Origin of the sequence: Phytoactinopolyspora limicola (assembly GCF_011320225.1) — a bacterium.
Classification (GTDB): Bacteria; Actinomycetota; Actinomycetes; order Jiangellales; family Jiangellaceae; genus Phytoactinopolyspora; species Phytoactinopolyspora limicola.
In genome coordinates this window covers 389204-413229 of sequence record NZ_JAAOEN010000004.1, presented here as the reverse complement: position 1 = coordinate 413229, position 24026 = coordinate 389204, and the positions used below count along the sequence as shown (strand labels likewise).

General features: G+C 68.8%; 20 protein-coding genes. 7 read left to right on the top strand and 13 right to left on the bottom strand.

The window, feature by feature from the left end; all coding sequences use genetic code 11:
• Positions 1 to 2: 2 nt before the first annotated feature.
• The 7 genes from G8760_RS13380 to G8760_RS13355 form a co-directional block, all read right to left on the bottom strand.
• Complete coding sequence (locus G8760_RS13380; RefSeq protein ID WP_207782322.1) at positions 3 to 1091, bottom strand: LacI family DNA-binding transcriptional regulator; 1089 nt, start codon at positions 1089 to 1091, stop codon at positions 3 to 5.
• Positions 1092 to 1419: 328 nt separating this feature from the next.
• On the bottom strand, positions 1420 to 2124 hold the full coding sequence (locus tag G8760_RS29855) for an ABC transporter ATP-binding protein (protein ID WP_207782321.1): 705 nt from the start codon (positions 2122 to 2124) through the stop codon (positions 1420 to 1422).
• Positions 2121 to 2909 (bottom strand): ABC transporter ATP-binding protein, encoded by a 789-nt coding sequence (locus G8760_RS29850; protein ID WP_207782320.1) that lies wholly within the window; start codon positions 2907 to 2909, stop codon positions 2121 to 2123. The genes G8760_RS29855 and G8760_RS29850 overlap by 4 nt, the downstream gene beginning before the upstream one ends.
• Entirely contained in the window at positions 2906 to 4003 is a 1098-nt protein-coding gene (locus tag G8760_RS13370; RefSeq protein ID WP_166351764.1) for a branched-chain amino acid ABC transporter permease, read from the bottom strand. Before G8760_RS13370 ends, G8760_RS29850 begins: the two co-directional genes overlap by 4 nt.
• Positions 4000 to 4875 (bottom strand): branched-chain amino acid ABC transporter permease, encoded by an 876-nt coding sequence (locus G8760_RS13365; RefSeq protein ID WP_166351762.1) that lies wholly within the window; start codon positions 4873 to 4875, stop codon positions 4000 to 4002. The genes G8760_RS13370 and G8760_RS13365 overlap by 4 nt, the downstream gene beginning before the upstream one ends.
• Positions 4876 to 4880: 5 nt before the next feature.
• Positions 4881 to 6092 (bottom strand): ABC transporter substrate-binding protein, encoded by a 1212-nt coding sequence (locus tag G8760_RS13360; RefSeq protein WP_166351760.1) that lies wholly within the window; start codon positions 6090 to 6092, stop codon positions 4881 to 4883.
• Positions 6093 to 6153: 61 nt separating this feature from the next.
• Entirely contained in the window at positions 6154 to 6990 is an 837-nt protein-coding gene (locus tag G8760_RS13355) for an alpha/beta hydrolase (RefSeq protein WP_166351757.1), read from the bottom strand.
• Between the two features lie 18 nt (positions 6991 to 7008).
• Here G8760_RS13355 and G8760_RS13350 point away from each other — a divergent pair, with 18 nt between their 5' ends.
• Complete coding sequence (locus G8760_RS13350; RefSeq protein ID WP_246222538.1) at positions 7009 to 7872, top strand: PaaX family transcriptional regulator; 864 nt, start codon at positions 7009 to 7011, stop codon at positions 7870 to 7872.
• 867 nt (positions 7873 to 8739) lie between these two features.
• Here the strand turns inward: G8760_RS13350 and G8760_RS13345 are convergent.
• Together G8760_RS13345 and G8760_RS13340 are read right to left on the bottom strand one after the other, a co-directional pair.
• Positions 8740 to 9141, bottom strand: a complete 402-nt coding sequence (locus tag G8760_RS13345; RefSeq protein WP_166351755.1) for a RidA family protein — start codon at positions 9139 to 9141, stop codon at positions 8740 to 8742.
• 131 nt (positions 9142 to 9272) lie between these two features.
• Positions 9273 to 10031, bottom strand: coding sequence for an SDR family NAD(P)-dependent oxidoreductase (locus G8760_RS13340; RefSeq protein WP_207782317.1), 759 nt, complete (start codon positions 10029 to 10031; stop codon positions 9273 to 9275).
• A gap of 47 nt (positions 10032 to 10078) precedes the next feature.
• Here G8760_RS13340 and G8760_RS13335 point away from each other — a divergent pair, with 47 nt between their 5' ends.
• The 3 genes from G8760_RS13335 (at position 10079) to G8760_RS13325 (ending at position 13052) form a co-directional block, all read left to right on the top strand.
• Positions 10079 to 11269, top strand: coding sequence for a thiolase family protein (locus tag G8760_RS13335; protein ID WP_166351753.1), 1191 nt, complete (start codon positions 10079 to 10081; stop codon positions 11267 to 11269).
• A gap of 60 nt (positions 11270 to 11329) precedes the next feature.
• A complete protein-coding gene (locus tag G8760_RS13330; protein WP_207782316.1) occupies positions 11330 to 12127 on the top strand; it encodes an enoyl-CoA hydratase-related protein in 798 nt (265 codons plus the stop codon).
• A 109-nt stretch (positions 12128 to 12236) separates the two neighbouring features.
• A complete protein-coding gene (locus G8760_RS13325) occupies positions 12237 to 13052 on the top strand; it encodes a PaaX family transcriptional regulator (protein WP_166351751.1) in 816 nt (271 codons plus the stop codon).
• Between the two features lie 39 nt (positions 13053 to 13091).
• On the opposite strand, the gene G8760_RS13320 is transcribed toward G8760_RS13325, so the two are convergent.
• The 4 genes from G8760_RS13320 to G8760_RS13305 are packed head-to-tail and all read right to left on the bottom strand — an operon-like array spanning position 13092 to position 19566.
• Positions 13092 to 14765, bottom strand: coding sequence for a (2,3-dihydroxybenzoyl)adenylate synthase (locus G8760_RS13320; protein WP_166351749.1), 1674 nt, complete (start codon positions 14763 to 14765; stop codon positions 13092 to 13094).
• On the bottom strand, positions 14758 to 15642 hold the full coding sequence (locus G8760_RS13315) for a fumarylacetoacetate hydrolase family protein (RefSeq protein WP_166351747.1): 885 nt from the start codon (positions 15640 to 15642) through the stop codon (positions 14758 to 14760). The genes G8760_RS13320 and G8760_RS13315 overlap by 8 nt, the downstream gene beginning before the upstream one ends.
• A 34-nt stretch (positions 15643 to 15676) precedes the next feature.
• Positions 15677 to 17806 carry an acetate--CoA ligase family protein gene (locus G8760_RS13310; RefSeq protein WP_166351745.1) on the bottom strand — a complete coding sequence of 710 codons (2130 nt, stop codon included), beginning with the start codon at positions 17804 to 17806 and terminating at the stop codon, positions 15677 to 15679.
• Complete coding sequence (locus G8760_RS13305; protein WP_166351743.1) at positions 17803 to 19566, bottom strand: FAD-dependent monooxygenase; 1764 nt, start codon at positions 19564 to 19566, stop codon at positions 17803 to 17805. The genes G8760_RS13310 and G8760_RS13305 overlap by 4 nt, the downstream gene beginning before the upstream one ends.
• Positions 19567 to 19740: 174 nt before the next feature.
• Between G8760_RS13305 and G8760_RS13300 the strand changes: the two genes are divergently transcribed.
• The 3 genes from G8760_RS13300 (at position 19741) to ffh (ending at position 24016) form a co-directional block, all read left to right on the top strand.
• Positions 19741 to 20787, top strand: coding sequence for a cupin domain-containing protein (locus tag G8760_RS13300; protein WP_166351741.1), 1047 nt, complete (start codon positions 19741 to 19743; stop codon positions 20785 to 20787).
• A 160-nt stretch (positions 20788 to 20947) separates the two neighbouring features.
• Entirely contained in the window at positions 20948 to 22261 is a 1314-nt protein-coding gene (locus G8760_RS13295) for an MFS transporter (protein WP_166351738.1), read from the top strand.
• A gap of 141 nt (positions 22262 to 22402) precedes the next feature.
• The gene (gene ffh / locus G8760_RS13290; protein WP_166351736.1) at positions 22403 to 24016 is read left to right on the top strand and encodes a signal recognition particle protein; all 1614 of its coding nucleotides are present in this window, start codon (positions 22403 to 22405) and stop codon (positions 24014 to 24016) included.
• The last annotated feature ends 10 nt before the right edge of the window (positions 24017 to 24026 follow it).

Below are 24026 nucleotides of genomic sequence, written 5' to 3'. Positions count from 1 at the left end.
CATCATGCTGGCCGCCCATCGGTGCGCCGCGGTGCGGCGATGGTCTGGCCGGCGACGTAGCCGGCGGCGACGAACTGCTGGCGCGGGGTACCCGTCTGGTCGTCGAGAAGATCGAGGAGGAGCCGCACGGCCTCGCGGCCCATGTGGGCCCGGGGGAGTGTGTAGCGGGTCCAGTCATGGTCGGAGGCCCGGCTCAGCGGCGGGTCGCCGAGCATGACCACCGACACATCGTCGGGGATACGCAGCCCGGCCCGGTCCGCCGCGGCCTCGACCGCGCCGACCGTGGTGTCGTCCTCGGTGGGCTCGACGAGGATCGCGGTGACGCCGTCGTCGACCCACCGGCGCAGCTGTTGGGGGGTGACGTCGGCGGCGTCGTTGAGTGGCCGGATCAGCGACTCGTCGACCGGGAGCCCCGCGTCGGCGAGACCGCGGCGGTACCCCTCCTCGCGATCCCGGGTGGGTTCGTCGCCACCGACCACCTGCAGATAGAGCATGGTGCGGTGGCCGAGGCCGGCGAGCCGGGCGACGACGTCCCGGGTGGCGGCGGCGTAGTCGACCGCCACGTAGGACAACTCGGCGCCGGGCACCTCGCGCCGGCCGATGAAGACGAACGGAAAGTCTTCGCGGACGAGGTGGGCGAGGTCGTCACGATGCAGGTGCCGGCCGAGAAGGACACATCCGTCGGCCACCTTCAGCCGGTTGGCGCCGCGGGCGTAGACCCGCCGCTCACCCGGGCCGCCGGCGGAGCTGAACAGCAGGAGGTCATAACCCTGCGCGGCGGTCTCCTCCTCGACCCCCAGGAGGAACGGGAAGTAGAAGTCCCGCTGGTCGACGGGGAACACCGGCTCGAACGTGTAGAGGCCCAGCAGGTGATTGCGGCCGCCTTTGAGGCTGCGGGCAGCGGCGTTGGCCGAGTAACCCAGTTCGTCGGCCGCCGCGAGGACCGCCTGGCGGGTGGCCTCGGCGACGTTCTCGCTGGCCGACCCGCCGCTGATCACCAACGACACGGTGGCCTGCGACACACCGGCATGGCGTGCGATGTCCACCTGAGTAGGCCGGCGGCGGCGAGGCGGCATCGGCAAGGCTCCCATCTGCCCAACGGCAGGACGATATAGCTGGTCAACGGTGCGCGTGGCACCCAGCCAGCGGTGGTCGGGCGGTTGCTGCGGTGATTGTTTAATACGTATGAAGTCGTGTTCCGATTACGTTAATGCTCGGTTTCCCATGGCGTCAAGACCCCGCGCGCCTCCGCCGCCCGTCCCGCCCCCAGTCCCGTCCCCAGTCCCCATGATCATTGGCTTTTGACTACCGGATCCGGTAGTCAAAAGCCAATGATCATGGGAACGGGGGGACGGGGGCGGGAGCAGGGACCAGGCGGCGGGGGCGGGTGGGGACGGGAGAGCGGGTCAGGTGAGTCGGCTACGCGACGCCGAGCAGCCGGCGGGCGCGAGCGGCGTCGGAGCGGAACTGCCGTGTTGGTTCGTGCAGCACGATCCGCCCCTTGTCCATCACCGCGATCTCCTGGGCGACGCTGAACGCCAGCCGGAGGTCCTGCTCGACCAGCAGGACGGCGGTCCCCGACTCGACGATCTCGGAGATGGTCGCCCCCACCTGGGCCACCAGCTGCGGAGCCAGCCCGTCCGACGGTTCGTCGAGCAGCAGCACCGACGGGTTGGTCAGCAGCGCCCGCGCGATGGCGAGCATCTGCTGCTCGCCACCTGACAGCTGGTTGCCGCGGTGCGAGAGCCGTTCACCGAGCCGGGGGAGCAACGCGAGGATGGCGGCCCGGTCCCAGGCACCCGCGCGGCTGACCCGGGTGGCGACGTCGAGATGCTCGGCAACGGTCAGGTCGGGGAAGATCCGGCGTCCCTGTGGCACTAGCCCGATGCCCGCCCGGGCCGCCACGTCCGGCCGCTGACCGGCCAGCTCTTGGCCGTCGAGCTGGACCGATCCCGACGACGCGCGGACCAACCCGCAGACCGTGTTGATGAGCGTCGACTTGCCGACTCCGTTGCGGCCCAGCAACCCGAGCACCCGACCACCCCGGACGTCGAGGTCGACGCCGTGCAGCACGGTTGATCCCTGGTAGCCGCTGTGTAGGTCGCGGATGACGAGATGGGTCATGACGTCTCCTCGAAGAACAACTCGTCGACGTCCGCGGTGCCGAGATAGGCATGCTGCACGTTCTCGTCGGCGCGGATCTCGGCCACTCCGGCGGTGGCTAGGTGCTCGCCGAGATGGAGCACGGTTACCTCGTCGGCCAGGTCGAAGACGAGGTCGAGGTCGTGCTCTACCAGCAGCACCGTCATGTCCGCGGGCAGGCCCCGGATGAGTTGGCCGAGGCGGTCGGTCTCGGCCGGTGACATGCCCGCTGCCGGTTCGTCGAGCAGAAGGACCCGGGGCTGGGCGGCGAGAGCCACCGCGACCTCCAGCTGGCGGCGTTCACCGTGGGACAGGGCACCGGCCAGAAGTGCCTCCCGGCCCGCCAAACCTACCCGCGCGAGCAGGGTGGCGGAGTGGTCGAGCAGGTCACGGTAGGCGCCGGCCGGCCGGAACCAGCGATGGGCGACGCGTGCCCGGCGGGCGACGGCGAGCAGGACGTTCTCCAGGACGGTCTCCCGCAGGAACAGACTGGAGTGCTGGAACGTGGTGACCACACCGGCGTCGACGCGACGATGCACCGGCAATGACGTGATGTCCCGGCCGTCGACCAGCACCCGGCCACCGGTGGGCCGCCGAGTGCCGGCGATGACGCTGAACAGGGTGGATTTCCCGGCGCCGTTCGGTCCGATGATCGCCCGCCGTTGCCCGGCCGGTACCTCGAGGCTGACCCCGGCCAGCGCGGTCAGCTGGCCGAATCGGACGGTGATGTCGTGTAGCGCGACCGCATTGGTGGATTCGGTGGTCATGTCGCGCTCCGATCGGATCCCACGCTTGGTTGCGGGTCGTCCGGCGTCGTTTCCGGCTCCGCCGAGGATGGTGCCCCGGCTGGTGGCGGTGTAGATCGTCGTCGCCACGAGAACCACCGTCGTAGCTGATGGCCGAGACCGGCCAGCCCCTGTGGCATGAGATAGACGACGGCGACGAACATCGCGCCGACCAGTAGCGGTCCGCGTCCACCGAGGTCGGTGCCGATGTAGTCGCGCACGAGTACGACGAGGGCGGCACCGGCCATCGCGCCGGGCAACGAGCCGACGCCGCCGATGATCGCGGCCAGCAGCGCGACCGCGGCGACGGAGAACCCGACGTCGCCGGGGGAGACGAACCGCTGCACCGAAACCAGCAGGGCACCGGCCGCTCCGGCCAGCCCGCCAGCGACGGTGAACCCGGCCAGGACGTAGCGGCCGGTGGGGTAGCCGATGGCCCGCAGCCGCGCCTCGTTGTCCCGGACGCCGCGCAGGACGAGCCCGTACGGCGAGCGGACCAGGGCGCGAACCAGCAGGTAGGCGAGGGCTGCCATGACCAGCACGTAGTAGTAGACGAGGCCGTCCAGGCGTAGTTCGCTCATACCCGGCAGTGGCACTACTCGGGGAATGCCGGACAATCCATCCGACCCCCGGGTGATCGAGCTCCATGACGTGGCAGCGCTGTGCGCGATCTCGCCGATGGCCAGGGTGATCATCAGGAACGGCACCCCGCGCGCGCGGGTGGCGAGGGTGCCGGTGAACAGCGCGACGACGGCGGCCGCCACCGCGGCCAGCAGGACCTGGACCGGTCCGATGGCGGTGACATCGCGGGCGACGATGGCCGCGGTGTACGCGCCGACGCCGAAATAGGCCGCCTGCCCCAGCGTGGGTAGCCCGGTGACCCCGGTGAGCAGCGTCGCACTGATCGCGAGCAGGCCGAACACCAGCATCCGCGATAACGTGCTGATCTGGTAGTTGTTCAGCAGGAACGGTGCGGCCGCGAGTACCACGGCCACGGCGGCCCAGGCCAGAACGGTCCACCGGCCCGGCCGGAGGCCGAAGCGCAGGGCGCGGCGCAGGTCGGGGTCGGGGCTCATCGGCGTCCTCCGGCGGGCACGAGTCCGGCGGGTTTGATCGCGAGTACGACGAGCATCGCTCCGAACAGCAGGAATGGTGCCAGGTCGGGCAGTAGCGACACACCCAACGTCTGTACCTGGCCGATCAGCAGTCCGCCGAGCAACGCTCCGCGCACCGAGCCGAGCCCGCCGATGACCACCACCACCAGCGAGAGAACCAGCACCCGTTCGTCGATGCCGGGTCCCGGCGCGAGCAGCGGCGCGCCGAGGGTACCGCCGATGGCGGCCAGGGCGGCGCCGACGGCGAACACACCGAACAGGACTTTGCGGGTGTCGACGCCCATCGCATGCACCATTTCCCGATCGGCCACGGTGGCGCGGACGAGGGCGCCGAGGGTGCTGCGCTCGAACACCAGGTACACCGCGAGCGCGAGGACCGCGGCGACGGCGATGAACACGAGCCGGTAGACCGGGTACTGCCGCCCGAACAGCTCCACGCTGCCGCGTAGCGCCTCCGGCGGCGCGGTGGGGACCACCTCGTGGCCGAACGCCTCGAAGAACAGCTCCGCGGCGATGAAGGCGACGCCGAGGGTCAGCAATGCCTGGTCGAGATGGCCGCGCCGGGACAACGGCAACGTCATCCCGGCCAACAAGCCGCCGCCGGCCGCTCCAGCCACCGTGCCGACGACCACCGCCAGCGCCAACCCCCACCAGGAGCCGTCGGACAACGCGTAGGCGGCGTAGGCGCCGACCAGGTAGAGCGTGCCGTGGGCCAGGTTGAGCACGTCCATCATGCCGAACACGAGGGACAGGCCGACGGCCAAGGTGAACAGCAACAGTCCGAAGGCGATCCCTTCGACGACGGTCACCAGGTTGGTGGCCAGCGCATCCACCTGGGTCAGTCTCCCAGCTCGCCGAGTTCGCCGATGGCCACGTTCTTCAGGTCGCCGTCGACGTCGGCGACCTCACGCAGGTACCAGGTCTGCACGGGGGTGCCGCCGTCGTTGAACCGCCATGGGCCGCGTGGGCTATCGATCTCGCCGAGACCGGCGATGGCGTCGTTGATCGAGTCCCGGGTGAGGTCCCCGTCGACGGCGGCGATCGCCTGGTCCAGGACGGCCGCGGCGTCGTAGGAGGCCATCGCGTACGTGGTGGGTTCGAGATCGTAGCGTTCGACGTACTCGCTGGCGAACTCGTTGTTGAGTTCGGTGTCGAGGTCGGCCGAGTAGTTCATCGAGGTGAAGATGCCCTCCGCGCTTGCGCCCTGGGCGGGTAGCACGCCGCCTTCGGTGAGGAAGCCGGGAGCGTACAGCGGGATGTTGCCGGCCAGGCCGTAGTCGTCGTACTGCTTGACGAAGTCGACGGCGGCGCCGCCGGCGTAGAAGGTGAACACGGCGGCGGCGTCACTGGACTGGATCTGCGCCAGGTAGGGCTGGAAGTTGGTGGTGGCTGGGAACGGGGTGTAGACCTCGTCGGCGACCTCACCGCCGGCCGGCAGGAACGTCTCCTTGAAGCCCTCGATCTCGTCCTTGCCGGCCTGGTAGTCGGCTGCGATCAGGTAGACCGGCCCGTCGACGGTGTTGGCGACGTGCTCGCCGAGGGCGATGCCGGGCTCGTCGTTGACGTACGACGTGCGCCAGATGTAATCGACGTCGACGAGGTCGGTGGGGGAGGCATTGGAGCCGACCAGTGGAACGCCGTCGTCCTCGACCATGTCCTTGATCGCGTTCATAACCGCCGAGCTGACCACTCCGGTGACGGCGTGGACGTCGTCGGACTTGATCAGTTTGGTGGCTCCGGCCTGCCCGGAGTCGGCGGTCTCGCCCTCGTCGGCCAGGATGACCTCGACGTCGCGACCGCCGAGCTGGCCGTCGTTGAGGTCGACGTACATCTCGAAGGCGTTCTTCATGTCGTCGCCGAGTGACGTGTAGATGCCGGACTGCGGGACGAGTAGGCCGATGCGCACCGGCCCGTCGTCGCCGTCGCTGGATCCCTCACTGCCGAGGCTGGAGCCGCCGCAGGCGGTGAGGGTCAGGGCGAGGCCGCAACATGCGATGAGTGGTGGGAGAGCGCGGGATCGCGCCCTCGTGAGATGACGTGGAGTCTGCATGGCCGCCTCCGCGGTGGGTGCTCGTGGTGACAACGTGAGACACACGTCATATCGCGCGTGGCTAGCGGTCGTCAATAGCACGCAACAAAGCTGAGACCTGTCGCTCGATCTCCGGCCAGGCCGAGGAGAGCGGGTCGATGACCCCGAAATGCTCGATACCGGGCAGGGAGACCATGTCTGCCTGATGTCCGGCCTTCGCAGCGTACCGCGTGCTGAACTCGGGTGGGACGCGGTCGTCATCGGTGCCATGGATCAGCACCGTTGGTACCCCGGGCGGAGTCAGCTGAAGTGGATCGGCCTCGGCGTAACGCTCCGGTATCTGGTGCGGGTCGCCGCCCAGCAGCGCGCGTACCGCGCCGTCATCGAGATCGGCGTCGGCACAGGCCGCCAGATCCAGCACACCGGCCAGGGAGACCACGCCGCGCAATGCGGGATCGGGATCGTGTCGCCGCCATCGGGACTCGGCCGGGAGCCGGGTCCGCGAGGCCGCCCAGACCGCGAGGTGCCCTCCGGCCGAATGGCCCAGGTGGACGACGCGGGTGGTGTCCACCCGGCCCGGTGCGGCCTCGGCGACGAGTTCCGGCACGGTGTCCAGTGCAAGGGCCACGTCGTCGAACGTCTCCGGCCAGCCGCCCCCACCGCCGGTGCGGCGGTACTCGATGGCGACGACGGCGAACCCGGCCGCGGCGAGGGCGGCGCACTGCGGACCGGTATGGGTTCGGTCGTAACGGTGCCGCCAGAAACCGCCATGGATGACAACCACCAACGGCGCCGGCGAGTGCGGGTCGGTGGGCGCCGGCAGACGGACATCGGCGACGTGATCGGGCAGCGGCCCGTACCGAACCGTCAGATCTGGTGCGGGCGCCGGGCGGGTCAGAACACTCCGAGGATCAGACATGTCGCTATCGTGACGGATGTGCACGAAGACTCGATAGCCGTGTCAGTCGACGAACTCGACGACACCCAAGGGGCGCGACCGGTCCAACCACGGTCGCTGATCGTGACGATCTACGGCATCTACGCCCGTGACGTGGGCGGATGGCTGTCGGTGGCCGCACTCATCCGGCTGATGGGAGCACTCGGCGTCGACGAACCCGCCGTGCGTTCGTCCATCTCACGGCTCAAACGGCGCGGCATCCTCGTCGCCGAGCGCCACGCCGGTTCGGCCGGCTACGCACTCTCCGAGAACGGCCGCGCCATCTTGCGTGAAGGCGACCGGCGCATCTTCGACCGCCGAGCCGCCCAGCCGGACGACGGCTGGGTCCTGGCGATCTTCAGCGTGCCGGAGAGCCGCCGAGCACACCGCCACACCCTGCGATCCCGACTGGCCTGGCTGGGCTTCGGCACAGTCGCCCCAGGGGTGTGGGTCGCCCCGGGACACCTCGCCGACGAAGCCCGTGACGTCCTGGTCCGGCTCGGCCTTGCCGACTACGTCGACCTGTTCGACGCCCGATACCTCGCCTTCGCCGACCTCCGTGACGAGATCGGCCGGTGGTGGAACCTCGAGCAGCTCCAGCAGTCCTATGCGGCCTACCTGGACGCATGGCAACCCGTGCTGGACCGGTGGCGCGCGGCGGAGAGCGTCGACGCCCAGGCGGCGTTCAGCGACTATGCCTACACACTCACCGCCTGGCGGCGACTCCCGTACCTGGATCCGGGCCTGCCAACGGAGTTGCTACCGGCGGAGTGGAAGGGCGCGGCGGCGGCGGAGCTCTTCTTCGAGCTGCGCGAGCGGCTGGCCGGCCCGGCCCGCTCCTACCTCGACAGCGCCACCCCCTAACCCCGTTGTGCACCTGATCTCCGTTTTGGCGCCTGATCGTTTTCGTGGGGGCGATCAGGTGTGTGAACGGCGGTGGGCGGCGCAGTGTGGTGCATCTGATCGCGTCTCACGATGCGGATGCGTCGATGATCAGATGCATCGCAAACGTGTGCGGTAGCACGGCATGCATCTGATCGTCAGGGCGTCCACCGTGCCCATCGCACTCGTCTTGCCGGGTTGGTCTCGCCGTGGTTGGTGGCGCCCCCCTCGGCTGGGCGCAACAAGCTTCCTTACGGCGCGCGGGTGGGTGCAGTAAGCCTCCTTGTGGTCGCTCTGGCGACAGTAGGCGTCCTTGTGTCCGGGGCGGATGCCGCAGTAAGCCTCCTTGTGGTCGTCCTGGCAATCAACACGGTTCCCTTGTGGTGAGGACCGGGCTGCCCTGTCCCGGACTTCGCTACCGCCAGATGGTGTTAAGCGCCGGATTCGGGCGTTAACCCCATCTGGCGGTAGCGAAGTGCGCGATGTTGTGCCGGCATCTGGCGATCGTCCGGTTCACCATCGCGCACGGTGCGGCGGTCGCCGTCGTCGGCGCCCCTTGAACGGGTGACCGGGCAGCTCGCCCAACCCCAAGGAGTGATCAGGTGTGTGAACGGCGGTGGACAGCACGGTTGGTGCATCTGATCGTTGCCCGTCCGGATCGTGGAGGCGATCAGATGCGCGGCATACGTGTGCGGTAGCGGGGTGTGCATCTGATCGGCAGCGCGTCCACCGCGTCGTTCTGCCCATGCCGTCCGCCGCGCCGTTCTGCCCATGCCGTCCGCCGCGCCGTTCTGTGCACGCCGTTCTGCGCACGTTGTCGTCCGCGCGCCGTCCTGGGTGCGCCAAGCGTCAGTTGATGACGGCGACGCCGGCGACCTCCACCAACGCGTCGGCGTCCCAGAGACGGGCCACGCCGATGCCGGCCATCGCCGGGTAGTGGGCGCCGATCCGGCGGCGCCACACTGCGCCGATCTCGCGGGCACGGGACTGGTAGTCCTCGACGTCGACGATGTAGATGGTCATGCTCACCAGGTGTTCGGGCCGGCCGCCCGCGGCGTCGAGTGCGGTCAGCAGGTTGCCGAGCGCCTGATCCATCTGCGTGACGACGTCGCCGGCCGCGACGATGGAACCCTCGGCGTCCAGCGCTGTCTGCCCGGCTAGCCACACCGTGCGTCCGCCCGTACTGACCACCGCGTGGGCGAATCCCGATGGAGTCGCCAGGTCGGGTGGTCGGATGATCTCGTGGGTCACGCCGTCATCCCCTTCTCGCTGGTCACCCGGTTTGTCCCCTCGTCGTCGATCCGCTGAGGCTCTCGTCGTTGGTCTCGTTGAGGGTCTCGTCGGGTATGTGGTGTTGGTCAGGTGTTAGTACGGGTACGACGTCATGACTGGACGGCGCCCCCGTCGACGTTGATGCCTTGCCCGGTGATGGCGGCGTTGCCGAGGCACATGGCGACCGCATCGGCGACCTCGTCGGTGGTGATCAGCCGGCCGATGGGCTGTTTGCGCTCCAGTGCGGCCCGGGCGTCTTCGAGTGTGCGTCCAGTGTTGTCGGCGATGGCCTGCACGGATGCGTCGGTCATTGGGGTGTCGACGTAGGCGGGGCAGACCGCGTTGACGGTGACGCCGGTGCGGGCGGTCTCGGCGGCGGCGGCACGTACCAAGCCGAGGACCCCGTGTTTGGCCGCGGTGTAGGCGGCGATGTACGGTTCGCCGCGTTTGGCCGCGACGGAGGCGACGACGACGATCCGCCCCCATCCCGCCGACGTCATCGATGGCAGCACCCGGCGTACGCATCGGAACGGCACGGTGAGGTTGAGGTCGAGCATCTGTTGCCAGTCGGCTTCGGTGATCTTCGGGATGGGGGCCGACGTTCCGGCCCCGGCGTTGGCGATCAGGATCTCCACCGGGCCCCAGTGCCGCTCGACCGCACCAACCACGTCGTCGACGGCTCCGTCGGTGGTGAGGTCGGCCGGCACGGTCAGCGATTCACCGGGCAGCGACGCCGCGACGGTCGCCAATTGTGCCTCGGACCGCGCGGTTAAGGCGATACGGTGGCCTTCGGCGGACAGGCGCTGAGCGACGGCCGCGCCGATGCCCCGGCCACCGCCGGTGATCAAGCACACACGAGATTCTTCCACGTGAACACCTTGTCAAGTGTTGGTGACGACCGTCAAGATGGCGTCATATGAAGGACACACGTGCTTTGCTCCTCGACGCGGTCCGAACTCCGTTCGGCCGGCATCGTGGGGGCCTGTCCGCGATCAGAGTGGACGACCTCGCCGCGGTCCCGCTGGCCGAGCTAGTCCGGCGCCATCCAGAGCTGGATCCGGCCGAGATCGCCGACGTTGTTTATGGCGACACCAACGGCGCCGGCGAGGACAACCGGGACGTCGCCCGGATGGCTGTGCTCCTGGCCGGACTGCCGGTCACCGTGCCGGGTGTGACGGTCAACCGGCTGTGTGGTTCCGGGGGAGAGGCCGTCGCGCAGGTATCGCGGGCGATCCGAGCCGGCGACATGGATCTAGCCGTCGCGGGCGGCGTCGAGGGGATGAGCCGCGCACCGTTCGTCCTCCAAAAACCCGACGACGCCCTGCCCAGGTCGATGGAACTGCACCAGACCACCGTGGGCTGGCGGATGGTCAACCCGGCATTCCCGGACAGCTGGACACGCCCACTCGGAGAGGCCGCCGAGCGGGTCGCCACCGAACTCGGCATCGGCCGGGCCGCCATGGACGAGTGGGCGCTGCGCTCGCACACCCTCGCCCACCAGGCCTGGGAGAAAGGGCTGCACGACAGTTACGTCCACCCGGTCACCGCGCCCGACGGCAGCGTCGTTGAACGTGACGAGTCGATCCGGCCGGGTAGTACAGCCGAATCATTGGGGGCGTTGCGCCCGGCGTTCACCGCCGACGGCACCGTGACGGCGGGTAACTCCTCGCCGATCAACGACGGCTCCATCGCCCTGCTGATGGGGACCGCCGACGCCGCGGCCCGGATCAGCGTCGAACCGCTGGGCGAGATAGTGGCGACGACGGCGGTGGGCGTCGAACCGGACCGGTGGAGTCTGGCTCCGGTGCCCGCCATCGAACGAGCACTGGACCGGGCTGGCATCGGCTACGGAGACGTCGCGGTCTGGGAGATCAATGAGGCGTTCGCCGCGATGGTGTTGTCGGTCCTCGACCAGGAACCGCGGATCGACCCCGGCCGGGTCAACCCACACGGCGGGGCCATCGCGCTCGGGCACCCGTTGGGTGCGTCCATGCCGCGGGTGATCGTCGACTGTGTTCGGGAGTTGCGGCGCCGAGGCGGCGGTGTAGGGGTAGCAGCGGCGTGTATTGGTGTCGGCCAGGGCCTGGCCGTGGTGGTCCGCGTGTAAAGGACCGCGATCCACAGGAGACAGTGCGGCCCGGGGTTGGACCAGTCAGGAGGAGAGACGATGAGGATCGACGAGTTCACCGACGTCCGATATGAGGTACACGACGGCGGGGTCGTCGTCATCACCATCGACCGCCCGGAGCGTTATAACGCCTTCCGGGGCCGCACCGTCGATGAACTGATCACCGCCTTCAAGACGGCCTGGGCCAGTAAAGACGTCGCCGCGATCGTACTCACCGGGGCCGGCGAGAAGGCGTTCTGCGCTGGCGGCGACGTCAAGGAGCGGGCGGAGACCGGGAGCTACGGCGAGACGGAGTGGGGAACGTTCGAGATCGAGCGGCTGCACCGGATGATCCGGGATGTGCCCAAGCCGGTGATCGCCGCGGTCAACGGGGTGGCCGTGGGCGGCGGGCACGTCCTGCACGTGCTCTGCGACCTCTCCGTCGCGGCCGAACACGCCCGGTTTGGCCAGTCCGGACCACGGGTGGGTTCCTTCGACGCGGGTTTCGGCTCGGCCTACCTGGCCCGCGTCGTCGGCGAGAAGCGGGCCCGGCAGATCTGGTTCCTGCTGGACCTGTACGACGCGCCGACGGCGGAACGGTGGGGCCTGGTGAACGAGGTGGTGGCGGCCGACGAGCTGCTCCCGACGGCGTTGGCCTGGGGTCGAAAGATGGCCGGCTACTCGCCGACGGCACTGCGGTTCCTCAAACACTCGTTCAACGCCGACACGGATCATCTGGCTGGCATCTCCCACCTCGCGTTCGACGGCCTGGAGCTGTTCACGCAGAGCGACGAGGGCATGGAAGGCGCCAAAGCGTTCACCGAGAAGCGGGACCCCGACTTCGGGCAGTTCCGCTAACCTTCCTTGCGTCCTGCGCAGCGTGCACCCCAGGGCACCGGCCGCAGGACGCAAGGAAGGCGGGCCGGCGACCCTCTAGAGTGGTGATGAGCCATTGAGGAGGAACGACGTGCGTGCGCGCTCCATCGTCTTCGACGTGTTCGGCGACTATGTCCGGGAGAACGGTGGGCGGATCTCGTTGCAGAAGCTGGCCGCCGTGCTCGGCCATTTCGACGTCCCTCCCGACTCCGCGCGCGTCGTGATGTCCCGGCTGGCCAGAGAGGGATGGTTCGACGTCGAGCGAGACCGGCGCAGCAGCATCTACACCCCCTCAGAACGTGGCTGGGAGTTACTCGACTCTGGTCTGGAGCGGATCATGCAGCGGCCCGTCGAGCAGAGCTGGCGGGGCACCTGGTACATGGTCATTTTCAGCGTGCCGGAGAAGGACCGGGCGGCGCGGGTTCGGCTGAAGGCGAAGCTGTCGTGGCTGGGTTTCGGGCAGCTTGCCCCGTCCACCTGGGTATCGCCGCATGATCGGCTCGCCGACGCAGAAGCGGCACTGGCGGCGGTGAAGAGCGCCCGTTTCGATCTGTTCGCCGCTACCAGTCAGGGGCAGCGAACCGACCTGGAGCGGGCCGCCCAGTGCTGGGACCTGGACGGCCTGGCCACGGACTACCAAGCGTTCACCGCGCGGTGTACCGACATTCTTGCCGCCGGGCCGGGGGCGCTCACTGGGGCATCGGCGATGACCACCCGGACCAAGCTGGTCCACGAGTACCGCAAATTCCCCTTCCGCGATCCGCAGTTGCCGGGTGAGCTGTTGCCGGACGATTGGCCAGCACTCGCTGCCTATGAGGCGTTCCTCGCTGCTTTCTCCTCGCTCGAGGACGAGGCGATGAGCTTCTACCGCGACATCACCGAGCAGCGGGCCACGGCCGGCGTGTGACACCCTCCACGCGTTCACCCCGGCGTGGGCCCGTGCCGATCAGGCGGAGTTGGCCACCATGTGGCGCAGCTCCACCTTGTTCACCTTGCCCACCTTGGTGAGGGGGAGTTCGTCGACGATCATCATCCGCTCCGGGATCTTGAAATGGGCGACCCCGGCCTCGGCCAGCGCGGTGCGGATCGCCTCCAGTGTCCACGTCCGGCCGCCGTCTCCGAGCACAACCACAGCCGCCACCCGTTCGCCGAGTACGTCGTCAGGGGCGGACACCACCGCCGCCCGGGCGATCCCCGGCAGGCCGTAGAGCAGGTTCTCCACCTCTTCGGCGGAGATCTTCTCGCCGCCGCGGTTGATGACGTCCTTGACCCGGCCCTCGACGACAAGGTTGCCGCTGGCATGGATACGGACGAGATCGCCGCTGCGATACCAGCCATCAGGGGTGAACGCCACCGCGTTGTGCTCCGGCGCTCGCCAGTAGCCTCGGATGGTGTACGGGCCGCGGGCCAGCAGCTCACCCACGTCACCGGGGGCCACGTCGCGGCCGTCGGGGTCGACGACGCGGATCTCGTCGCCGGGGCTCACCGGCCGCCCCTGCGTGGTGCAGGCGATATCGACCGGGTCGTCGAGCCGGGTGTAGTTGATGAGGCCCTCGGCCATACCGAGCGCCTGCTGGAGTGTGGCACCGAACACCGGTCCGACCTCCCGGGCCACCTCCTCGGCGAGCCGGGCTCCGCCGACCTGGATCGCACGCAGGCTCGGCAGGGCTAGGCCCGACGCGCGCACTTCGTCCATCCACCGTTGGAGGACGGCGGGTACGGCGGCCACGTCGGTGACGGAGTGGTCGCTGATGGCCCGCAGCGCGGCCTGCGGCTCCGGACTCGGTACCACCACCACTTGCCCGCCGGCGTCGAGCACCCCGAGTGCGCCCGGGCAGCCGAGCCCGAAGTTGTGGGTCATGGGGATGCTGGCCAGGAAGGTCGTGTGCGCACCCAACTCACAGGCCTGGGCGGTGGCCCGGATGTTGTACACGTAATCGTCGTGGGTCCGTGGGATGAGCTTCGGCGTACCGGTGGTGCCACCGGAAAGCAGCAGCAGTGCAACGTCGGACGGGTCGGGCCGGGGCAGCTCGCCGGCCCCGATCTCCGCATCAGCGGCGCCACCTTGAGCGCATAACTCCCGCAGGTCGTGGTGGCCCTCGTCTATCACCGGGTTGTCGGCGTCCGGCACCACCAGCACATGCTCCAGACTCAGCGTCGCCGCGACCAGTCTCCGAGCCAGCCCGGCGTGGTCGAAACCGCGGAAGCTCTGTGGCACGGCGATCCCCCGCGCCCCGGAAGCGTCGATCAGGTGCTGCAGATCTGTTTCCCGGTGTGCCGGCAGGGCGAGCACCGGGACGATGCCGACCCGGGTGCATGCCAGCACCAGCACGATCAGCTCGGTGGTGTTGGGCAATTGGACGATCACCCGGTCACCGTTGGCGCCGCCGCGTAACCCCAGCGCATGTAGACGGCTGGCGAGAACCCGAGCCTGCGCGGCCAGCTCGCCGAAGGTGACCACCCGGCCGTCTTCGACGACAGCTGGTGCGCCGCCTCGGGCCTGCGCCCAGGTGTCCGGCAGCGACCCCAGGAGTTCTCCGCTCCACCAGCCCTTCGCGCGATACTCGGCGGCTAGCTCGGCAGGCCAGGCGACGAATCCGTCGCGGACCGTATCACCCATTAGATCCTCCTCGTGGTCCCGTGCTGGCCGCGCCGACCCGCGCAGCATACGGAATGGCGTCGCGGCTGGATACGGCGACGTCGAGCCGGCCGACCCGGTCGATCTCGAGAGTGATGTGGTCACCATCGGCTACCGGACCCACACCCTGCGGGGTGCCGGTGGCGAGGACGTCACCCGGCTCGAGGGTCATCACCGAGCTGGCGTAGGCCACCAGCGTCGGCACGTCGAAGACGAGATCGGCGACGGAGCAGTCCTGGCGCAGCGTCTGGTTTACCCAGCAGCGCAGCCCGAGTGCGGCCGGGTCGGGGATCTCATCGGCGGTGACGACCCAGGGTCCGATGGGGGTAAAGGTATCGAATGACTTGCGGGTGGACCGGTCTTCGGTCGAGCGCAGGCTCATATCGAGCAGGCACGTATAGCCGAACACCGCGTCCATGGCTGACTCGACCGGAACGTTGCGGGCTCGCCGCCCAATAACAACGCCCAGCTCACCCTCCTGATCGAATCGCTGATCGGTGTACGGGAGCATGACGGTGTCGCCGGGCCCGATGACGCTGGTCCGGGCCTTGAGGAAGATGCCCAGGTTGGCGACGGTGTGCTCGACTCGCATCTCCTGTTTGTGATCGAGATAGTTCACCGGCGCGGCGATGATCTTTGGGGGCGCTGGGAGTGGGCAGGTCAGCTGGGTGTCGGCGAGGCGACGACGGGGGCCGTCGGCGGCAGCGAGCGACGACGGTGTGGTGCCGGCGGCGACCGAGGTGATCCACCCATGCAGCCGTCCGCCATCAGGGTGGGGGATGACCGCGTCGGAAACGTCCACCACCTGGTCACCGTCGAGCCGGCCGAGCCGGTCGCCGTCGAATCGGGCGAGTCTCATTCTGGTTCTCCTGGGGCTAAGAGGTCGCGGTCGGTCAGCTGGGCGGCCGGGTGTTGGTGTCGCGGCCGGAGGTGCTTTCGTCGACGACGATGACGGCGTCGAGGGCGATCAATCCGGCGGCCGTGACCCGCAGGGGGTTGATGTCGAGTTCGGTGATCTCCGGGTGTCCGGCGAGCAGCCAGCTGATGGTGTGCGCCACAGCCGCCAGTTCGGACCGGCGATCTGGCCGGAGATCCAGCAGCAGCGCCGGAGGCAGCCCAGATACCAGCTCGTCAGCGTCGGCGCTGCTCAGCGGGGCGGGCCGCAGTACCGGAGCCGGCCCCCACTCGACCCCGGTGCCACCAGCGCCAACGAGGACCATCGGGCCGAACGCTGCGTCGCGGGTACCACCAACGATCACCTCGATGCCCGGCTCGACCTGCTGTTCGAGCAGCCACCGGGGCCGTTGGCTCGCCGCTGCGGTGGTGTTGAGTGCGTCGAGTAACTCATCCTCGGTCCGTACTCCGAGCCGCACCCCGCCGGCCGCCGCCTTGTGGGTGATCTCGGCGTCCAGGATCTTGACGACGAGCGGCCCGGGGAGGTCCCGCCAGGCCTGCCGGGCCTGCTCGACGGTGTCGCACACCCGCCGGGGCGGGGTGGCGATCCCGAGCTGGCCGAGCAGTGTCTTCCCGGCGTCTTCGTCTAGCGCGCCCGCCCCGCTCAGCCGGGCGACCGGAATCTCGACCGCTGGTTCGCCGCCGGTCCGGCCGCGCCGGTGCTGGCGACGCGCGTCGGTCACCATGGCGGCCAGGACGGTCGCGGCCCGGTCCGGCGCGCGGACCACTGGCACTCCGGCGTCGTGGAGGGTTGCTCTTTGGGCGGTGACCGCCGCGGCGGGTCCATCCGTCGCCATCACGACGGGAGGTAGTTCACCACGGCGGACTCGGTCGGCCAACGCCTCCGCGATGTCGCTGGTGACGGGTTCCTGCAGCGCGTACACGAGTAGGGCGTCGATGGCTGGGTCGGCGCTGACGGTGCGCATCACCTCCATGAAGCTCGCGTCGGGGCGGCCGGTGTCCACCGGGTTCTGCTGGTAGGTCAAGGGCGGCAGCAGTCCGGCCAGCCGATTGGTGGTCGGGGTGGCGAGGCTCGGCAGTCGGACACCGGTGGTGGCGAGGTGATCGGCCACGATCAGCCCCGGCCCGGCCTGCCCGGTGACGACACCGATGCCGGGATCGGCAGCGGCGGGCAGCCGGCGGACCGACAACGCCGCGGCGACCTCCACCAGGTCGGTCAACGAGTCCACTACTACCGCGCCGGCCTGCTCCAAAGCCGCGGCGGCCACCGCCCAGTCGCCAGCCAGCGCACCGGTGTGCGAGCGGGCGAATTCGCTGACGTCGGCCCGCCCGACCTTGAGCGCAACCACCGGTTTGATCGCGCTGGCCCGTTCGACGGCCGCCATCAGCGCGGCGCCGTCGTCGACCCCTTCGATGTGCAGGGCGATGGCCGTTGTCCGGTGGTCAGCGGCGGCGTGGTCGAGCACGTCGACGGTATCGACGTCGACCGCGTTCCCCAGCCCCACGGCGAGACTGATTCCAACGCCGAGACGTGCGGCCAGGAACGCCGACGCCAGATTGACCCCACCGCTCTGGGCGACGATCGCCAGCCCGCCGGCCGGCAGGTCGGCGACCCCCGGCATGAAGGTTGCGAACAGCCGGTGAGCTGGGACGAGCAGCCCGGACGTATTAGGTCCGAGCAGCCGCAGGCCACTGGCCGCGACGATGTCCGCCACCTCGTGCTGCAGCCGTTCGCCGTCGGGTCCGGACTCGGCGAACCCGCCCGCACACACGATGGCGGCCGAGACTCCGGCGTCGGCGCAGTCGCGTAACACCTGAGGAACGACGGGTGGTGGGACGGCGACGACGGCGAGGTCCACCGGCCCGTCGATATCGGCGAGGGTAGCGGCCGCGGAACGCCCGAGGATCTCGGTGGCCCGTGGGTTGACCGGATGGACCGGCCCGTCGTAGCAGTCAAGGGAGCGGATCATCGCGCCGCCGGCTTTGGTGGGATCCGCCGACGCGCCCACCACGGCGATGGCGCGGGGCTGAACGAACGCGGCGAGCGGACCAGCGTTGACCTCGGATGAAGCGGCGGGTCCGGTGGACGTGTGGTGGGTGGTGGTCATCGCACCTCGTCTCGGGTGGGTGGGGTGAGGGCGGCGGCGGGCGATGCGTCGCCGGTGTCGTCGGCCAGCAGTTCGGCCACGCGGAGGGTCGGGACCGCGATCAGATCGGTCCGGCCGGCGAGGACGAGCGCGGCGGCGTCGTCGGCGGTGATGTCGCGTCGGACGAGGGCGACCGTCCGGCCCAGACGAAGCCGGAGTATCTCGGCCACTCGCTGCTGGGCTAGTTGGGCGTCCACCCCTGGGCCACCGGACTCGTCGGCGTCGGCCGCCTCGACGACGATGAGATCCGCGGACAGCAGCGCTGACGTCTGTGCCTCAACAAACGCTGGCACCGCGGCCGGATCCGCCGGTGCACAACACCAGGCGACCCTGGCCGCGCCCCCGTCGACACTGGAATGTGCGACGTGACCGGGAGCGATGCTGGAGCCGAGGTCAGCTAGGTGCGGCGTGGCGTCGTCGCTGTTCGCCGAGGCGCGTCCGCCTCCCGCCGGATCGAGGGCCACCAGGCGATGGGGGAGGGGATGCCCGGAGTGCAGCGTGAGCGGGCGGTTCAGCGCGGCGGCGTCGGCATCACCCAGTAGTTCGGTGAGCACGTCGCCGAGGAACTCCGGGTCCGAACGCTGGAGCCGGTGTCGGCCGACCCGGCCGCTGCGGGTCAGGAAATGCAGGGCGAACTGTGCGGGCGGAAGGGTCGCGTATTCGCCGAAATGTTCCCACCAGGACAGGCTTGGCCGGGCCGCGTCTTGGATCCGGCGCACCTCGGGCTGGCGGTCGGCTTGGTAGGCGTGTAGTGCCGCGCCGACGCTGATGTGGCCGGTGGCGGCGGCGGTGAGGTGTCCGGCCAGCGATAGGGCGTCCTCCATCGCCATCTTGGTGCCGGAGCCCACCGAGAAGTGCGCGGTATGTGCGGCATCTCCCAGCAGCACGGTGCGGTCATCGATGATCCATCTGCCGGTGCGCACCGTACGGAAGCTGGCCCAGCGTGAGTTGTTGACGACGAGGCGGCCGGAGCCGAGGTGCCGGGCGAAGAGACGTTCGGCGTAGGCGGCACTCACGGCGTCCGATGGCCCGGGAGGTTGCTCGGTGTCGAACCCGTCGAGACCTGCTGCCCGCCAGCTGGCGTGGTCGGTCTCGACGACAAAGGTGCTGCGCTCGGGGCTGTACGGATAGGCGTGGGCAGCGAACCATCCGTGTTCGTTCTCCTCGAACAGAAAGGTCATCCCGTCGAAGACGTGGGTGGTGCCGAACCAGATGAACTTCGCGGTGGCGGTGTCCACGGTGGCGCCGAGCTGGCCGGCGTAGGTAGTGCGCCAGGCGCTGTTGGCACCGTTGGCGACGACCACGACGTCGGCGTCCGCGAGTTCGGCCGAGCCGGGGTCGACGGTTGTTTCGTAGCGGAGTTCGGCACCTGCACGGCGTGCCCGTTCGGCCAGTTCGGCTAGGAGCAGCCGGCGTTCGATGGCGGCGAAGCCGTGCCCGCCGCAGCGCCACGACCGCCCACCGATGTGAATGTCGATGCCGGGCCAGCGGACCGCGGGGGAGAACAAGCGCTCGAAGCCGGCGTGGTCGTGTTCGCGGAGGTGCCGCAGGGTGGGCTGGCTGAAGACAACGCCGAAGCCGTAGGTCTCGTCCGGCCGGTTGCGCTCGAACACCACGACGTCGGCCTGCGGTACCGCCTCGCGGACGAGGGCGGCGAGGTATAGCCCACCGGGGCCACCACCGATGATTCGGACCTTCACGTCCGTGACCTCCTCGTTCATGTCGCCAACCGCCCCGTGATCAAACCCCAGATCGGGTCGCTATAGCGACCAGAAGCTGGCGACGATCACCGGGATTGGTGGTGGGAAGATGCACGTATCGAAACATATCATTGACGTTCGGTCAATCATCTGTTTCACTTAACGCCACCAGTTCACACCCCAGGAGGACAACCGATGTCTGCAGAGACCGTCACCCCAGCGGTCGACCACTACGAGGCCGTCAAGGCGCTGGGCACCTCGCCGCTGTGGCAGTACTTCGGCGAGCTGTTCGCGGAAGCGCCTAAGAACCAAGCCGTCCCCTATGTCTGGAACTACCAGGCGCTACGTCCGCACATGCTGCACTTCGCCGGCGCGTTGTCGCTGGAGGAGGCCGAGCGGCGGGTGCTCATGCTGGTCAACCCCGGAATGACCGAACCGCCGGCCACCGTGAATTCGTTGTATGCCGGCATCCAGATCATCCTGCCTGGTGAAACCGCCCAGGCGCACCGGCATACCGCCAACGCGTTCCGTTTCATCATCGAGGGTGAAGGTGCCTACACGACCGTCAACGGCGAACGGGTCCATATGCGCCCCGGTGACCTGCTCCTCACACCGGGCTGGCACTGGCACGACCACTACCACGAGGGCGACGGCCCGATGATGTGGCTCGACGGCCTCGACTACCCCCTGATCAACGCTCTCGAAGCCGGCTTCTTCCAGCTGTACGGCCAGCGAAGCCAGCCAGCCGAACGGCCCGACGACATCTCACACCGGCAGTTCATTCACGGCCGCCTCAACCCGCTCTGGATCCAGCCGGACCCGGTCAACTCACCGATCGGGAACTATCCGTGGACCGAAACCGAACGGGCGCTGGCCAGCATCGGAGACGACGCCGACGGCAGCCGGTACGACGGCGTGCTCCTCGAATACACCAACCCGCACACCGGTGGTCCGGTGATGCCGACCATCTCGTGCCGGATCGCCCGCCTCAGGCCCGGGTTCAACGGCGCGGCCCACCGGCACACCTCCAGCACCGTGTATCACGTGGTGTCCGGTTCCGGGCGTACCGAGGTCGACGGGGAGGTCTTGGAATGGGGGGAGAAGGACGTCTTCGCGATACCCGGCTGGGTGGGGCATCGGCACATCAACGGTTCGCGCAGCGACGACGTACTGCTGATGTCTTACACCAACGAGCCGGTGCATCGCGCCCTCGGTATCTACCGAGAAGAGCACCTCGACTGAGCCCGTTTGCCGCTCGATCGGTCCGCTGCCTCCACCTGATCTGACCGGTCCGTGACCTCCATCATGACGCGCTCCCCGGGGCCGCCGCGCCGCGAGCGTCCATCCCCATTCGGGGAACCCGACACTTCACCCAGATTTCGCCCAGGCAAAGGACGTGGACATGTCTCAGGGAACGACTGTCGCGCGACCCGCGGCGGGCCAGCGCAGTGCTGGCTTCGCTGTGCTCATCTGCTTCGTCACGATCGTCTTCGACGGCTACGATCTCGTCGTCTATGGCACCACCCTCCCGTCGATCCTCGCCTTCGACGAGTGGGGGGTTACCCCTGATCAGGCCGGCGTCATCGGCAGCTACGCGCTGATCGGCATGCTGGTTGGTGCGCTCGTCGTCGGAGCGGTGACCGACATCCTCGGCCGCCGTAAGGTCATGCTCTTCTCGGTCATCTGGTTCTCGCTGGCGATGGTGGCGACCGCCGCCGCGCCGAACGCGGAGGTCTTCGGACTGCTGCGATTCGTTGCCGGTATCGGTCTCGGCGGTGTGGTCCCGACGGCGGTGGCGCTCACCGTCGAGTACTCACCGCGGCACCGTCGTCAGCTCAACAACGCGTTGATGTTCAGTGGGTTCTTCGTCGGCGCGATCCTCTCCGCGCTGGTCGGGATGGCGCTGCTGCCGGACACCGACTTCCGGGTTATGTATCTGCTCGGTGGGCTACCGCTGGTGACCGTCGTTCCCATCGCTTGGCGGTACCTGCCGGAGTCGATCACCTTCCTCCGGGCGGCCGGGAGGCACGACGAGGCGGCGCGGCTCGCGGCCCAGTACGGGATCACACCAGGCGACGTCGCGAGCAGCCCACCGGCGGAGTCGGGTGGCCCGGCCCGGCGCGGTCTGACCACCGCGATGCGCCCACTCTTCGCCCGGCGGTACGTGGCCGCGACCTTCATCTTCGCCGCCGCCAGCTTCTGCGGGCTGCTACTGGTCTACGGGCTCAACACGTGGCTGCCGAAGATCATGAACGACGCCGGACACGGGCTTGGTAGCTCGCTGAGCTTCCTGCTGGCGCTCAATATCGGCGGCATCGTGGGCACCGTGGCGATGTCCCACGTGGCGGACCGGATCGGCGTCAAGGTGGTGGCCGTCGGGGCGTTCCTGCTGGCCGCCGGGTCCATCGTGTGCCTGTCCGCGGACCTGCCCTACGGGTTGGTCTTCGTGCTGGTGGCAGCCGCTGGCACCGGCACCGGGACGCAGATCCTCATCAACGGCTACGTTGCTACGCACTACCCGGATGGCAGTCGGGCGAGTGCACTCGGCTGGTCGTTGGGGACCGGGCGGCTCGGTGCGATCGCCGGCCCCAGTCTTGGTGGCTTCATCGTGGCCAGCACCCTCGGCTACCAGTGGAACTTCTACCTGTTCGCCGGGTTCGCGTTACTCGGATGTGTGCTGATCGCGATGGTGCCCCGCCGCCCACCTCTCTCATGATCATGAACACTTTGCCGTGCTATCACACGGCAAAGTGTTCATGATCATGAGAGAGGGCGGCGCGGGTGTTCTGCCGCGCGGGCATCGGTGAGTTACCCTTGCCAGACACCTGCCTTCAGCCAAACGTGAGGTCTCGTCCACGTGTTCGCCACACTCTCCGACCGTCTGACCACGACGTTCAAGACGCTGCGCGGCAAGGGCAAGTTGTCCGAGGCCGACATCGACGCCACCGCGCGCGAGATCCGCATCGCGTTGCTCGAAGCGGATGTCGCCCTGCCCGTGGTCAAAGAGTTCATCGCCGCGATCAAAGAGCGGGCTCGGGGCGCCGAGGTTTCCGAGGCGCTGAATCCCGCCCAGCAGGTCATCAAGATCGTCAACGAGGAGCTGGTCCAGATCCTCGGCGGCGAGACCCGTCGGATGCGGTTCGCCAAACAGCCACCGTCGGTCATCATGCTGGCCGGCCTTCAGGGTGCCGGTAAGACGACACTGGCCGGCAAGCTGGCGCTGTGGCTCAAGAACCAGGGCAAACAGCCGCTGCTGGTCGCGGCCGACCTCCAGCGCCCCAACGCGGTCAACCAGTTGCAGGTGGTGGGTGAGCAGGCCGGCGTCTCGGTCTGGGCCCCCGAGCCGGGCAACGGCGTCGGCGACCCCGTCCAGGTGGCTCGGTCCGGTATCGAGCACGCCCGGAGCAAGCTGTTCGACGTCGTCGTCGTCGACACCGCCGGCCGGCTGGGCGTCGACGAAGAGATGATGAAGCAGGCCGCGGACATTCGTGATGCCGTGTCGCCGGACGAGACGTTGTTCGTCGTCGACGCGATGATCGGACAAGACGCGGTCAACACCGCCAACGCGTTCCTCGACGGCGTGGGCTTCGACGGCGTGGTGCTCACCAAACTTGACGGTGACGCCCGGGGTGGTGCCGCGCTGTCGGTGGCCTCGGTGACGGGGCGTCCGGTGATGTTCGCCTCGGCGGGTGAGAAGCTCACCGACTTCGACGTCTTCCATCCCGAGCGGATGGCCTCACGCATCCTCGATCTCGGCGACATGCTGACGCTCATCGAGCAGGCGGAGAAGGCGTTCGACGCCTCCCAGGCCGAGAAGATCGCCCGCAAGCTGTCCGACAAGGGTGGCAAGAACTTCACCTTCGACGACTTCCTGGATCAGATGCAGGCGGTCAAGAAGATGGGTTCGCTGAAGAGCCTGCTCGGGATGTTGCCGGGTGCTGGTCAGATGCGCGAAGCGCTGGACAGTTTCGACGACCGCGAGTTGGACCGGGTCCAGGCCATCATCTACTCGATGACCCCGGCGGAACGCGAGAACCCGAAGATCATCAACGGCTCGCGGCGGGCGCGTATCGCGCGCGGCTCCGGCACTCAGGTCAGTGAGATCAACCAGCTGGTCGAGCGGTTCTTCATGGCCCGCGACATGATGAGTCAGGCCGCTCAGGGCAAGATGGGCGGCTTCCCCGGCATGGGTGGTATGCCTGGGATGGGCGGCATGCCGGGTATGCCTGGTGGTAGCAAGAAGTCCAAGGGCCGGCAGGCCAAACAGTCCAAGAAGGACAAGAAGCGTGGTGCCCGGTCGGGTAATCCCGCCAAGCGGGCTGCCCAACTGGCCGCTGCCGAGGAGCGTCGCAACCAGGCACCGCCCCCCGGCCAGGTGCCGTCGGCCTTCGGTGGTGACGGCTCCACGTCCGCCGACGCCAGTGACTTCGAGCTGCCCGACGACATCGCCAACTTCCTCGACCGCCGCTGACCACCTGACG